This is a genomic window from Amycolatopsis sp. NPDC088138 (assembly GCF_044741685.1).
Taxonomy (GTDB): Bacteria; Actinomycetota; Actinomycetes; order Mycobacteriales; family Pseudonocardiaceae; genus Amycolatopsis.
The window spans coordinates 51,857-65,542 of sequence record NZ_JBIUTB010000007.1; the positions used below are offsets into that span (position 1 = coordinate 51,857).

Genomic DNA, 13,686 nt, shown 5'->3' on the forward strand with positions numbered 1-13,686 from the left:
ACCTACTCCTCGTCGAGGCCGTGCTCGATCGCGTAGCGGGCCAGCTCGACGCGGTTGTGCAGCTGCAGCTTCCGCAGCGTCGACTGGACGTGGTTCTCGACGGTGCGGTGCGACAGCACGAGCCGTTCGGCGATCTGCCGCGCGGTGAGCCCCTTCGCGACCAGGCGCAGGACGTCGGTCTCGCGCTCGGTCAGCCGCGGCGGCTCGGCGCCTCCGGCGGGAGCGTCGGCCATCCGCCGGTACTCGCCGAGCACCAGTCCGGCCAGGCCGGCGGTGAACACCGGGTCGCCGGCGGCGGTGCGGCGGACGGCGTTGACCAGCTCGGCGGCGGACGCCGACTTGACCAGGTAACCGGACGCGCCGGCCTTCACCGCCTCCAGGACGTCCTTGTGCTCCCCGCTCGCCGAGAGCACCAGCACCCGCGTCGACGGCAGGGCCGCGGTGATCTCGCGGGTGGCGTCGACCCCGGAGGTGGTGCCGAGGTTGAGGTCCATCAGCACGACGTCCGGCGCCACGGTCCGCGCGATCCGCAGCGCGGCGTCGGCGTCCGGCGCGGTCGCCCGCACGTCGAAGCCGTGTTCGGTCAGGTCACGGGCCACGCCGTCGCGCCAGATCGGGTGGTCGTCGACCACCATCACCGAAATCAGCGGCTCGCTCATGACGTTCCTCTGGTGCTCGGCACCTTGACCTCCCACTCCGTGCCCCGGCCGGGGCCGGTGTCGAGGGACGCGCTCCCGCCGAGGTCGCGCACCCTCCCCCGGATGGATTCCACCACGCCGAGGTGCCCGTTCGCGGCCGCTCGCTCGAGAACGCCGTCCGGAATGCCCGGTCCGTCGTCGCGGATGCTCACCACCACGTCGGCGCCGAGGTCCTCCAGCAGCACCCACGCCTGCGCGCCGGGGCCCGCGTGCTTCTCGACGTTCGCCAGCGCTTCGCGGGTGATGGCGACGAGCTCGTCGGTGACGTGCGCCGGCAGCTCGACGTCGTCCGCGGGGGTCGAGACCTGCACCGACGGCGTCGCGAGCAGCTGCAGGGCCGCGCGCAGGCTCGTTGTACCGGTCTCGCTCGGCCGCACCGGTTCCGTCGTCACCAGGGACCGCAGCGCGATCTCCTGCTCACCCGCGAGCTTGGCCAGCTCGGCCGCTTCGCCGCCGACCTCGTTGCCGCGCTTGCGGACGCGGGCCAGCACCTGCAGCACGCTGTCGTGGATCGACCGGGCCAGCCGTTCGCGCTCGGCCGTCGCCGCTTCCTTCCGCAGCGCCTGCGCCAGCCGCGTGGCGGCCTGCCTGCTCAGCGTCGCCGCCATCCCGACCAGCAGCCCGGCGGCCGCCAGGAGGACGCCGTCGCGTGCGACGTCGAGGTCGAACTTCTCCCGCGCGAGACCGGTCGCCACCCCGACGACCAGGCCGGCGAGGACCCCGCCGACCGCGCCGAACCGGGCGCCCGCGGCCACCGGCGGCACGGCCGCCCACACAGTGGTGATGAGCGGGACGTTCAGCGCGAACTGCGCGTCGCTCAGTACAAGAGGTGAGGTCAGCAGCAGCCCGGTGCCGACCACGACGTCGACGACGACCAGCCACGGCGGCCGCGTCCGCTCGCGCAGGTACAGCACGCTGACCACGACCGACCAGACCGCCATCGCGCCCAGCAGCGTCCAGGCCAGCCACTCACGCCGGTAGTGCTCGTGCTGCACGACGACCGTGCCGCAGGCGAACGCCCAGGTGAGCACGCGGAACGCGTTCACGCCGCGCCACAGCGGCGTGATCGGGTCCGGCGTCCGCGCGGTGGTCATTCCTTCTTTTCGTCCTTGTTCACGGCCGTCGCCGCGCGGGCGTTCTTTTCCTCGTCTTCTTCGTCGTCCTCACCGATCGTCGGCACCTCCGCGTCGGGAGTCCCGGGTTCGGCGTCGTTCGGCTGCGCGGCCTGGTCCTTGAGGACGTCGACCTCGGCCGGGTCCGGGTTCCGCTCGTGCAGCAGCGACCGGACGCCGGCGTTCAGCACGGCCAGCAGCGGCACGGCCAGCAGCGCGCCGGCGATCCCGCCCGCGACCAGGCCGGCGGTGATGGCCAGGACCACGGCCAGCGGGTGCAGCTTCACCGCCCGGCCGAGCAGCAGCGGCTGCAGGATGTGGCTCTCCAGCTGCATCACGCCGATCACGATGCCGAGCACGATGACGGCGCCGATGGGGCCGTTCGTCACCAGCGCGATCAGCACGGCGACACCACCGGTCAGCACGGCGCCGATGATCGGGATGAACGCGCCGATGAAGACCAGCGTCGCCAGCGGGATCACCAGCGGCACACCCATGATCCACAGGCCGACGCCGATGCCGACCGCGTCGACCACGGCGACCGCTGCCGTCGCGCGGACGTAGCTGACCAGCGACGCGAACCCGCGGCGCCCGGCGACGTCGACCCGGTTGCGGACCCGGCCCGGCACGACGCGGACCAGGAACGTCCAGATGCCGTCGCCGCCGCTGAGGAAGAAGATCGTGATGAACAGCGTCAGCAGGAAGCCGGTGAGGATCTCGCCGACGGTGCTCGCCGTGGTCAGCGCCGTCGTGGTGATGGACGCCTGGTTGTTCTGGATGAAGCCGATCGCCTGGTTGATGAAGTCCTGGATCTGCTCCTGCCGCAGGTGCGGCGGGCCGTTGAGCAGCCAGTTCTTGATCTGGTCGAGGCTCGCGTTCAGCTGCTGCTGCAGCTGCGGCAGGCCGGAGGAGAACTGCGTGATGACGAACGTCAGCAGCCCGCCCAGCACGGCCAGCCCGGCGATCACCACGATCGCGGTCGCCAGCCCGCGCGGGAACCTCAGGGCCACCAGCTTCTGGACGGCCGGCGCGAGCAGCGCCGAAACCAGGAGGGCGATGGACAGCGGGATGACGACCACCGAGAGGTAGCCGATCACCCACACCACCGCGTACAGCGCGGCGACGATCACGATGAACCGCCACGCGAGTGCAGCGGTGATACGCAGCCCTCGGGGGATCAGTCCCGTGATGTCCTCGTGCTCCGGCAGGAACGGGTCTTCTCCTCGCGCGTGGCTCACCGCCACACCGTAGCGGCTGAGCCGCCCTATTTGCCCGACTGCCAGCCGTGATCACTGATCGTCAGTTCGGAATACACCGTGTGTTCTTCACACGATGGGGGCATCAAGTCGTGTCGAGGGTGCGCGTCACGCCCCGTGTTTGGTTAGGTCGCTACCGCAACGTTATGTGGCAGTAGATCCAGAACGCGTCAGGAGACAGACGAGTGGCGAACACCGCGACGAACGAGGGGCAGGGCGCCATGCGCTCGCGCCGTCTCGTGTCGCGTGCGCTCCTCGTCGTCGGTGGCGCCATCGCCGGCACCGCCGCCGCGTGGCTCGTCTCCGGTGCGACCGCTTCCGCCGACACAGTCGAAGCGGGCACGGCTGCGGTTACGCCGGCGACCGACGCGACGGCCGGCAGCCTCGGCGACGTCTCGCACGTCCCCGGTGACGTCGCCGAAGCCGGTTCGCCCCAGGACGTCACGTCGTGGAGCAAGCCCCGCGTCCTCGAGCACGAGGCCTCCGAGCGCGTCAGCGACTCGGTCTCGGACCTCACCGATGACGCCGTCGTGAGCCCGGTCCACCGCACCCTCGGCGCGTTCGAGCACATCGCCCGCAAGCCCGAGGACACCCGCCAGGTCATCGAGGAGACCATCGCCCCCGAGCCGGCCAAGGACTTCGGCCGCCAGGTGTGGCAGCTGCTCGACCCGGCCGGTAAGGGCGACCTGGTCCCGCTTCCGCAGCTTCCGGGGCTCGCCCCGGTCGAGCAGGAGCCGGTGACCGAAGGCGTCGGCCGGACCACGGACACGGTCGCCGTCTCGACCGTCGAACTCCCCGCCGCGTTGCGAGCCGCGCTCGCGATGCCGACGGGTGGCCAGCAGGACGACGTCACCGGTGCCGCGGGCGAGTCCCGCGACTCGCACCGTGATCTGCCGTCGTCGCCGCTGGTCCCGGTGCAGCTTCCGGCCGCACCGTCCATCCCCACCGCCCCGGGTGGCAGCTCTGCCCCCGGTGGCCACCTCGACGGCTTGAACTTCGGCGTCCCCTCGTGGGTCTCCGCTGCCGTCAGCGATGCCGCCGCCAGCGCTTACCGCGGCGGCCTGCGGCACACGCCGCGCACCCCGGGCACGCAGCCCGGTGTCACTCCTGACTGAACACCTCCCTCCACGGGTAGCTGACGCGCCCAAGTCCGTCTTCATCTGACGGCATCCGCGTCCGCACGAATCCCCCGTGGCACGGCGGTGCGCTTTGTTGCGCCCGCAAGAAGTTCCTTCCCCTCCCGGTGCGTCTCGGACTCCGTTTCGACTTCGACGAGCGCACCCCCATAAGCCCGTAAGGGAACCCGAAATAAAGGAGAAACACCCCATGCAGACGTGGGCAAAGCGCGGCCTCCAGACCGCGCTGGTCACGGGTGGTTTGCTGATGCTGGGCACCGGCATCGCCTCGGCTGACGAGAACGTCAACCCCGACTCCCCGGCCTCCCCGCTCGACCTGAACGTGACGGCTCCGATCTCGGAAGCCAACAACGCGGTCGGCACCCCGTTCGGCCAGCTGGACCTGCCCGCCGGGCAGACGGAGCTGAGCACCAAGCCGGCCACCAAGGCCGCGAACGAGGCAGTCAAGCAGCTCGACGAAGCGAGCCCGATCAGCCAGAGCACCCTCGGTGGCGCGACCAAGGCTGACGGCGCGGGCGCCTTCACCCCGGGTCACAACAACCTCAAGGGCAACAAGGTCGCCGGCGACGTCGTCGTCCCGATCCAGATCGTGGACAACGCGATCGGCGTGATCGGCGACGCGCACGTCGACGGCACGGACCACTCGCAGACCTGGAGCCACAACCAGGACGTCGCGACCGACGGCTCCAAGTCCGGCCTCGCCGGCAACGCCGTGGTCCTCGACTGGGCGCTCCCGGTCCAGATCGCCGGCAACTCCGGCGGCGTGGCGGGCGGCTCCGGCGCGGTGCACGGTGGCTCGGCCAGCCAGAGCACCACCGAGACCGGCAACATCGACACCGACGGCACCGGCTCCGGCCTGTCCGGCAACGTGGTGGCCGGCCAGTTCGCCACCCCGGTCCAGGTGACCGGCAACGCCGTTTCCTACCTGCTCGGCAACGCGTACAGCCAGTACGACGCCGACTCCGACGCCACCTCGGGTGGCTCGATCAAGTCCGCCGGTGACGGTGGCTCGGGCTCGGGCAACATCATCGGTGCGCCGATCGCCCTGCCGGTGAAGTTCAACGGCAACGCCGGTGGCGTGTGGGGCTCGGACGCGGACACGCTGTCGAACTCGTCCGCCGACGCCAAGGCCGGGGACACCCGCGAAGGCTCGCTGGGCATCCCGACCTACGAAGAGACGAGCGGCAACGACTCGTTCCTCGACGGCAACGCGGGCGCGGTGTCGCTCTCGCCGGTCGCCAACGTCGCGGGTGTCGCGGCGTCGTGGATCGGCAACGCGGCCACCGGTGGCGCGACGGGCCGTGACGGCGAAGAGACCCAGGGCGGCAGCTCCTCCAGCACTGTCGACTCGGGTGGCTTCGTCAAGACGGCGGGCGACGGCTCGGGTGCGGGCGGCAACGTCATCAACCCGTCGGTCGCCCTCCCGGTCGAGGCGTTCGGCATCGGCGGGACCTACATCGGCAACTCGCACGCCAGCCACGACAACACCACCGACGCCAACGCGGGCAACGGCAGCTACACCAAGGGCAACGACGCCGTCCTCGGCGGCAACGTCGTCAACACCCAGGCCGCGGGCGCGCCCGAGGTCTACGGCATCGGCGCCAGCCACATCGGCAACGCCTCCGGCACCTCGACCGAGGACAAGACGGTCACCGCCGGGGCGTACGACGGCTCGCAGGGTGACAACTCGTCCGGCTCGGGCAACGTCGTCCAGGTGCCGGTCGCCGTCCCCGCCGAGGTCTTCGGCGTGGGTGGCTCCTTCATCGGCCAGGGCTCCGGCTCGGCCGAGGAGACCAAGGTCGTCTCGGGCGGCGGCGGTGGCAGCACCAAGGACGACAACGGCTTCCTGAGCTCCAACCTGGGCACCGTCCCGGCGTCGCTCCCGGTGCAGGTCGCCAACATCGGTGGCGCCTTCATCGGCCAGGGCCACGGCAAGGGCTCGACCGACACCACCTCCAACGCGGGTGGCGACGTCAAGGCCAACGGCCCCGCGGGTGCGGGCGCCGGCAACATCGTCGAGGCCCCGGTCTCCCTGCCGGTGCTGGCCGCCGGCTCGGGTGCCGCCCTCGGCGGCATCGGCACCGGTGAGAACGACAACATCACCGACTCGTCGGCGGGTGGCGACGCCCTCACCGACGGGCAGGACGGCGCGATCGCCGGCAACATCGTGAAGGCTCCGTTCGCGGGTGCCGTGCAGCTGTTCAGCGACGGCGTCGCGGGTGCGGCCCTGGGCCACGGCACCGGCACGAGCGACACGCTGTCCTCCGCGGGTGGCGACGCCACGACCAACGGTGACCGCGGTGCGATCGCCGGTGACATCATCGGTGTCGACGGTGTGCCCGTCGCGCAGATCTTCGGCGACGCGGTGAGCGCCGGCGGCGTCTCCAGCGGCAACGGCATGAACACCACCACCGTGACCAACGCGGGCGACGACACCACCTCCGGTGTCGAAGGCGCGCTGGCCGGCGACATCCTGGACATCCCGGTGACGGCGATCGCCCAGCTGTTCGGCGACGCGGTGGCCGTGGGCGGCGTGGCCCACGCGAACGGTGACAACGTCCTCACCACGGACAACGGCGGCGAGCCGGTCACCGAGGGTGACGGGTCGAGCCTGTCGGGGTACAACTTCTACCACGACCTCGTGGTGCCGGTGCAGATCTTCGGGGTTCCCCTGGAGCTGATCGGCAACGCGACCGCGGACGCGACCGACGTCACCAGCATCGACGGTGACGCCGCGGACGCTTCCGAGGCCATCGCGAACCCGGTCGAGGGTTCGGAGCTGGGCGCCGGCGAGCTGCCGTCGCTGACCGGGCTGGCCAGTGGCCTGCCGACGGCGGGGCTGCCCACCCAGGGCCTGCCCGCGCTGCCGACGGCCGTTCCGGCCCAGCGTGCCGACCTGCCGACCCCGGGTCTGCCGACCCCGGGTGGCCTGCCCACCCCGGGTCTGCCCACCGCTGGTGGCCTCCCCGGCCTGAGCAGCCTCTCCGCGCTGGGTGGTGCCCTGCCCGGGCACGGCACCGAGCGTGCGGACCTGCCGACCGGTGGTCTCCCGGTGCACGTCCCGGCCCTGAGCGGCGGCCTGCTGCCCACCCTGCCGGCCGTCCCGGCCCTGGGTGGCGGCGTCCCGACGCTGCCCGTCGCGCTCCCGGTGACCCCGGCCCTGCCGGCGAACCCGCAGCTGCCCGCCGCCCCGACGACGCTGCCGGCCGCGCCGGCCGCGCTGCCGGTGAACGCGAAGCTGCCGGTGCTGGACGGCGCGGCCCCGGCCGCGCAGGTCCCGGCCATGTCGGGCCTCGACTCGACCGGCTTCCTCGCGAAGCTGCTGGGTCTGGTCAAGCGCAAGTAGTTCTTGCGTGAGCACTACCTGACGGTGTCGGGGGCTTCGGGTGCGAAGCCCCCGGCACCCAGGGCGAAAGCCCTGTTCCACCTGCACAAGACTCTCCCTCCCTGGAGACGACGAGCCCCAGGAGCCAGCGCCGGCTCCTGGGGCTCGTTCGCGTTCCGGGTCAGGAGAACTGGAGAGAACGCTTCGCCAGGCCGTGCCAGAACCCGTCGATCACCGTGCGCCCCTCGCCCGAACTGGCGCCGAGGGAGACGAACAGCGGCGCGAAGTGCTCGATCCGCGGGTGCGCGAGCATCGCGGCCGGGGCCTTGTGCCGGAAGTCGAGCAGCGTGTCGACGTCGCCGCTGCGCAGCACCTCGTCACCCCAGTGGTCGAACTCGGCCGACCACGCCGGCGGTGTCCCGTCGGTGGCGCGGGCCATGCCGCTCAGGTTGTGCGTGAAGAAGCCGCTGCCGATGATCAGCACACCCTCGTCGCGCAACGGCGCGAGCTTGCGGCCGAGCTCGAACAGCTCCCGCGGGTCGAGTGACGGCATCGAAACCTGCAGAACCGGGATGTCGGCGTCCGGGTACATCTCGACGAGCGGCACGTAGGCGCCGTGGTCCAGGCCGCGCTCGGGCGCGTCGTGGACCGGAGTCTCCGTCGAGCGAAGCAGCTTCTTCACCTTCGCGGCGAGCTCCGGAGCGCCGGGCGACTCGTACTTCACCTGGTAGTAGCGGTCCGGGAAACCCCAGAAGTCGTAGACCAGCGGCACCGTCGTGGTGGCCGACAGGGTCAGCGGCGCCTCTTCCCAGTGCGCCGAGACGACCAGGATCGCGGTGGGTTTCGGCAGGTCGGCCGACCAGCCGGCGAGTTGACGGGTCCACGTGGCGTCGTCGGCGAGCGGCGGGGCACCGTGGCTGAGGTAGAGGACCGGGGTCATCGACGGCTCCAGTGTTTGAAAGTTCAACTACTAGAGTACCCGACGCCGCCGTCGCGCCGGTTATTCCTCAGGCGGCTTCGAGGTTCGCGGCGCACCGCTCCAGGGTGCGGATCGTCGTGCGGTAGTCCTCGTCGCTGACGCCGTCGGTCACCGATGACCGGAACGCCGTGACGCGCGCTTCGACCCGGGCGTGGGCTTCGCGTCCTTCGGTGGTGAGCTCGCCGGTTTCGGTGACCCAGCCGCGGTCGCGCAGGCCGGCCACCTGGGACGTCACCGAACCGAACGGCGCCATCGCCGCGTCGACCTCCTCCGGCGTGCGGGCGCCCAGGGCGATCGTGTTGAGTACCTGCCAATGTCGGCGGGTCAGGTCCTCGGCGTTGAGGGCGTGGGCCATCGAGGATTCGAGAAGGTCGTGGACGTGGCGAAGCCACCAGCCGAGGGGTTTCATGGATACTCCTGATTGTCGTGGCACAACTACATGTAAAAGTACATGTAGTTCGGAGGTGGGGCAACGATGACGGACGCGGTGGCCGAGGTCGAGCGCGCGATGATCGCGATCCGCCGCAGCCAGCAGCGGCGGGCGCTGAGCCGGATCGCCAAGGAGCGCGGCCGCGGCGGGCACGATCCGGTGCACGAGCTGCTCGACGTCGTCGAAGAGCTCGCCGAACGCGGCGAAGCCGGCACGGTGACGGCGTTGAGCACGGCGATGGGTGTCGACCAGCCGCGCGCGAGCCGGCTGGTCGCGCGCGCGGTCGAGCAGGGACTGCTCCGGCGCGTGGCCGACCAGCACGACGGGCGGCGCGCGGTGCTCGTGCCGACCGAAGCCGGCCAGGCCCACCTCGACGAGCTGCACGCCTTCCGCCGCGCCGTGTTCGCCGAGGTCATGGCCGGCTGGCCGGACGACGACCGGGAGAACTTCGGGCGCCTGCTGACCGAGTTCGTCCGCGGTTACGGGCAGCTCAAGTAGGCCGGAAGACCGCGGCCGCTTCCTCGGCGAGCAACCCCGTCCGGACCTCCGGGTGCGCCCCGCTAGTCGTGGGAGAGGTCGACGAAACGGCTGTAGTGCAGCTGGTGCGCGACGACGATCGTCGCGGTCGGGCCGGCACGGTGCTTGGCGATGATCAGGTCCGCCTCGCCGGCGCGCGGGTCGTCGCGCTCCCAGGCGTCCGGGCGGTTGACCAGGATGACGAGGTCGGCGTCCTGCTCCAGCGAGCCGGACTCACGCAGGTCGGACAGCATCGGGCGCTTGTCCGTGCGCTGCTCGGGACCACGGTTCAGCTGGCTGATCGCGATCACCGGGACCTCGATCTCCTTCGCCAGCAGCTTCATCTGCCGCGAGAACTCCGAGACTTCCTGCTGCCGCGACTCGACGCGCTTGCCGGACGTCATCAGCTGGAGGTAGTCGAGGACGACGAGCTTGAGGTCGTGCCGCTGCTTGAGCCGCCGGGCCTTCGCGCGGATCTCCATCATCGTCATGTTCGGCGAGTCGTCGACGAACAGCGGTGCTTCGGAGACCTCGCTCATCCGGCGGGCCAGCCGGGTCCAGTCGTCGTCGGACATCTTGCCACCGCGCATGTCGGCCAGCCGGATCTTCGCCTCGGCCGAGAGCATGCGCATGACGATCTCGGTCCGGCTCATTTCCAGCGAGAAGATGACGCTGGTCAGGCCGTGGCGGATGGACGCCGAACGGGCGAAGTCCAGCCCCAGCGTCGACTTGCCGACACCGGGTCGCGCGGCGACGATGATCATCTGGCCCGGGTGCAGGCCGTTCGTCAGCTCGTCGAAGTCGGTGAACCCGGTCGGGATGCCCTGGGACTGCCCGCCGCGGGACGCGATCGCGTCGATCTCGTCCATCGTCGGCTGCAGCAGCTCTTCCAGCGCGACGTAGTCCTCGCTGGTCCGGCGCTCGGTGACGTCGTAGATCGCGGCCTGGGCGCGGTCGACGACCTCGTCGATGTTCGCGCCGTCCGCGGCCGCCGCGCCGTAGCCGTACTGGACGATCCGGGTGCCCGCCTCGACGAGCCGGCGCAGCACCGCCTTCTCCGCGACGATCTCCGCGTAGAAGCCGGCGTTCGCCGCTGTCGGCACCGTCGCGATCAGCGTGTGCAGGTACGGCGCGCCGCCGATGCGGCCCAGCTCGCCGCGGCGTTCCAGCTCGGCGGAGATGGTGATCGGGTCGGCGGGCTCGCCGCGGCCGTAGAGGTCGAGGATGCAGTCGTAGATCGCCTGGTGCGCCGGGCGGTAGAAGTCGTCGGGGCCGAGCGCCTCGATGACGTCGGCGACCGCGTCCTTCGACAGCAGCATGCCGCCGAGCACGGACTGCTCGGCCGTGATGTCCTGCGGCGGCTGGCGGTCGAACCCGCCACCGGAGCCGGGGTCACTCGGACCCGGGTCGTTCTCCGCATACATCGGACTGCGGTCGTCGGTCAGCGCCACCGCTCCGGACACCTCCTCGTCATCATGCGAACACCCGTTCGATTATGCCGGATCTTCACTCTCGAAGCACGTGGCGCGAGTCGCGCCACCGGTCCCCTTGCGCCGTGTCCCCCGATGATCGGCGAAAGCGGGCCACGAGTCTGATCGCCACGCCGGGGCACCACCGTGAGTACCGGCTCGGCGGGGACGCTATGTCCCCCGGAAGGCCGAAAGCAATTCAGGGTGGGGACCCATCTGTGGACAACCTGGGGATGAATGGGGGTAACCAGTCACAGGTGCCGCGACAGCTGTGGACAAGTTGGGGACAAGCGTGATCGCCTTTGGTGAATCCGCAGGTCAGGGCCTGTGAGTAAGGTGTGGAGAACTTCCGCAAAACCCGTCCGGCGTGTCGCATGAAACCCGTCGTTCGGCGTGTCGTGGACCAGCCCAGGCCCATTGAGCCTCGCGGCCTGTGGATGAATATCACGCACGGTAGAGCCGTCACTCGGTGGGCTGAACGGCCGAGATGTCACGCCGCTGTGAGCCTGCCCTGTGCGCTGCGTAACCGGTCGGCGAGAACGCGCTGGTCGGCCGGGGTGAAGGCGATCCGGCTCTCGCCACGCCCCGGTACCTCTTCGGTCAGCCACCGGCCTTCCGAGGTATCGATGTAGTTCACCGGACGTTCGATGCGCTGCCACGAACCGGTACGGCTGCGGGCCGCGACGTACAGGCTGCCGCTGCCCATTCGGCGTAACGCGAGGATCCGCCGGAGCTCGTCAGCCTCCTGCGAGCCGTCGGCCGGCCGGTCGTTGCGCATCAGGGCGAAGCCGTCGTCGTCGCGGCGGCCGGACCCCTCGAGCTGGCTCTTCGGCACCGCGACCGGCGTCCCGCGACCCGGGGCCAGCTTCGGGATCTGGCCGAGGAAGTCGTCGAGCACCTCGCCCGGCCGGGTTGATTCGAGGACGACGACGTCGAGCTGCTCGTGCTTCGCGAGCACGAACGCCTCGCCGCCGGCGCTGCCGGCGAGCAGCCGGTAGCTCACCGGCTTGCCCTGGAAACCACCGTCGACCCAGCCGTAGTACTCCAGCTGCGGCCGCGCGACGGCCTCGAGCGTCGCGACGAACCCGGGGTGCATGCCGCGCGGGCCGAACAGCCCCGCCTTGGTGAGCTCGGCGTTGACACGCTCGTCCTCGGCGCGCTGGGCCTCGTCGCTGTACCAGGTCGGCGTCTCGGCCAGCACCGTGTGCGGCTCCCCGCCGCGGCGCCGGATCAGGTTGATCAGGGTGCCGGTCGAAAGGGTGACCTGCCTGTCCAGCACCGCTCTTCCCCCTAGTGAAGATCAGCTTGGTGAACCCGGAAAGCCGGGCGCGCCCAATCTTGGCACGCGCCCGGCGGTCCCGCGTGTGTTACTCGCCGATGACCGGCGGGGCGGTCAGCTCGTCGGTGCCGAAGATGTCGTTCGGGTCGTCGCCGAGCAGGTACTTCGACGAGCGTTCCTCGTCGCCGCCACCCTGGCCCTTCGCGCCGTGACCCATCCCGCCCATGCCACCCATGCCGGTGGACCCGCCGCGCCCGGCCGCCGCGCCGCCCGCGCCCATCCCGCCGCCGGCTCCGCCACCCATGCGGCCACCGGCGCCGGACGCGCCCGCGCCACCCGGCACCGACGCACCGGTCGAGCCGCCGGGACCGAAGCCCGCGCCGCCGCCCGGGCCGAAGCCCGCGGTCGGGTCGCCGATCCCGCCGAGGCCACTGGAACCGCCGGGGCCGAAGCCGCCGGCGCCACCGCCGCCGCTCGAGAAGTTCGGGGTGCTCCCGGGGCCGAAGCTCGGCACGCCCGGGATGTCCGAGGGCGAGAAGCCCGACGAGTGGGTGCCGTCTGAGTTGAAGTTCGGCGGGGTGTAGTTGCCGGTCGGGACCTTCGACGGGTCGTAGTTCCCGCCGCCGGGGACCTGCGACGGGTCGAAGTTCGGCACCTTGGACGGGTCGTAGCTCCCGCCCGGGACCTTCGACGGGTCGAAGCTGCCGCCGGGTCCGCCGCCCGGGCCGCCGCCGAAGGACGGCACACTGCCCGGCCCCGGCATGTTCACGCCGCCCGGACCGCCGCCAGGACCCCCACCGGGACCGCCGCCAGGGCCGCCACCGGGTCCGCCGCCGTCGCCGTTCCCGTTCTTGTCGTCCTTCTTCTTGCCGTTCTTGTCCTGGTCGACGCTGACGTTCTCCTGCTGCCCCTCCAGCGCGGAGTACGTCGGCATCTTCTGGCCGTTGTCGTTGCTCGCCTTGTAGTAGGCGTTGAAGGCGTCGACGTTGGCCTGGCCCTTGGTGTTGTAGTCGCGGATCGCCCGGTCCGTGTCGGTGGTCCACGGCGTCACCGCGTTGAGCAGGTTGTTCTTCGGCGGGTCCTTCGGGACCTCCTGCACCTGCGCGTGCACCGTGGTGAACGCGTTGTTCTGCTCGCCGAGGTACTTGTCGGAGTCGGTGAGCTTGGTGCCCGAGTCCTCCATCCACACCCGCAGCGGGTGCGCGCCCGCGTTCTGCGCCGCTTCGGAGCCGCCGCCGGTCCAGGCCGCGTCCATGTCCTTGGCCAGGCCGTCGATCGTGGTCAGCCGGTCCTGGTAGGCGCCCTTCAGCCGGCTGGCCGCCGCCTGACCGTTCGAAATCGAGCCCGTACCGGGCCCGGTGGTGATCTTGTCCCAGATGTCGTAGCAGTCGATCTTCCGATCACCCTGCTGCGACGTGTGGTCGTCCGAGTGGGTGGTCGCCATGTTGTAGGCGGCGAACCCGCCGAGCAGGACCAGTTCCAGCAT

The 13,686-nt window shown here is 71.0% G+C and carries 11 protein-coding genes; 3 read left to right on the forward strand and 8 right to left on the reverse strand.

Annotation, left to right across the window (positions count from 1 at the left end; all coding sequences use genetic code 11):
* Positions 1 to 2: 2 nt before the first annotated feature.
* The 3 genes from ACIOD2_RS36730 to ACIOD2_RS36740 are packed head-to-tail and all read right to left on the reverse strand — an operon-like array spanning position 3 to position 3,048.
* On the reverse strand, positions 3 to 659 hold the full coding sequence (locus ACIOD2_RS36730) for a response regulator (RefSeq protein WP_400549049.1): 657 nt from the start codon (positions 657 to 659) through the stop codon (positions 3 to 5).
* Positions 656 to 1,792 carry a MacS family sensor histidine kinase gene (gene macS, locus ACIOD2_RS36735; RefSeq protein WP_400549052.1) on the reverse strand — a complete coding sequence of 379 codons (1,137 nt, stop codon included), beginning with the start codon at positions 1,790 to 1,792 and terminating at the stop codon, positions 656 to 658. The genes ACIOD2_RS36730 and macS overlap by 4 nt, the downstream gene beginning before the upstream one ends.
* Entirely contained in the window at positions 1,789 to 3,048 is a 1,260-nt protein-coding gene (locus ACIOD2_RS36740; RefSeq protein ID WP_400549055.1) for an AI-2E family transporter, read from the reverse strand. The genes macS and ACIOD2_RS36740 overlap by 4 nt, the downstream gene beginning before the upstream one ends.
* Before the next feature lie 203 nt (positions 3,049 to 3,251).
* On the opposite strand from ACIOD2_RS36740, the gene ACIOD2_RS36745 reads away from it, so the two are divergent.
* Both ACIOD2_RS36745 and ACIOD2_RS36750 read left to right on the forward strand, forming a co-directional pair.
* Positions 3,252 to 4,181 carry a hypothetical protein gene (locus tag ACIOD2_RS36745; RefSeq protein ID WP_400549058.1) on the forward strand — a complete coding sequence of 310 codons (930 nt, stop codon included), beginning with the start codon at positions 3,252 to 3,254 and terminating at the stop codon, positions 4,179 to 4,181.
* Between the two features lie 211 nt (positions 4,182 to 4,392).
* On the forward strand, positions 4,393 to 7,548 hold the full coding sequence (locus ACIOD2_RS36750; protein ID WP_400549061.1) for a PE-PGRS family protein: 3,156 nt from the start codon (positions 4,393 to 4,395) through the stop codon (positions 7,546 to 7,548).
* Positions 7,549 to 7,708: 160 nt separating this feature from the next.
* Here the strand turns inward: ACIOD2_RS36750 and ACIOD2_RS36755 are convergent, their stop codons facing one another.
* On the reverse strand, positions 7,709 to 8,467 hold the full coding sequence (locus tag ACIOD2_RS36755; protein WP_400549064.1) for a DODA-type extradiol aromatic ring-opening family dioxygenase: 759 nt from the start codon (positions 8,465 to 8,467) through the stop codon (positions 7,709 to 7,711).
* A 67-nt stretch (positions 8,468 to 8,534) separates the two neighbouring features.
* Entirely contained in the window at positions 8,535 to 8,915 is a 381-nt protein-coding gene (locus tag ACIOD2_RS36760) for a MarR family winged helix-turn-helix transcriptional regulator (RefSeq protein WP_400549067.1), read from the reverse strand.
* Between the two features lie 66 nt (positions 8,916 to 8,981).
* Here ACIOD2_RS36760 and ACIOD2_RS36765 point away from each other — a divergent pair, with 66 nt between their 5' ends.
* Entirely contained in the window at positions 8,982 to 9,434 is a 453-nt protein-coding gene (locus ACIOD2_RS36765) for a MarR family winged helix-turn-helix transcriptional regulator (protein ID WP_400549070.1), read from the forward strand.
* A gap of 62 nt (positions 9,435 to 9,496) precedes the next feature.
* Here the strand turns inward: ACIOD2_RS36765 and dnaB are convergent, their stop codons facing one another.
* From dnaB to ACIOD2_RS36780, 3 genes are all read right to left on the reverse strand, one after another.
* Positions 9,497 to 10,903: a replicative DNA helicase gene (gene dnaB, locus ACIOD2_RS36770; RefSeq protein ID WP_323325756.1), complete on the reverse strand. Its 1,407-nt coding sequence runs from the start codon at positions 10,901 to 10,903 to the stop codon at positions 9,497 to 9,499.
* Between the two features lie 508 nt (positions 10,904 to 11,411).
* Positions 11,412 to 12,200 carry an ESX secretion-associated protein EspG gene (locus tag ACIOD2_RS36775; protein WP_400549073.1) on the reverse strand — a complete coding sequence of 263 codons (789 nt, stop codon included), beginning with the start codon at positions 12,198 to 12,200 and terminating at the stop codon, positions 11,412 to 11,414.
* Between the two features lie 88 nt (positions 12,201 to 12,288).
* Complete coding sequence (locus ACIOD2_RS36780) at positions 12,289 to 13,686, reverse strand: hypothetical protein (RefSeq protein WP_400549076.1); 1,398 nt, start codon at positions 13,684 to 13,686, stop codon at positions 12,289 to 12,291.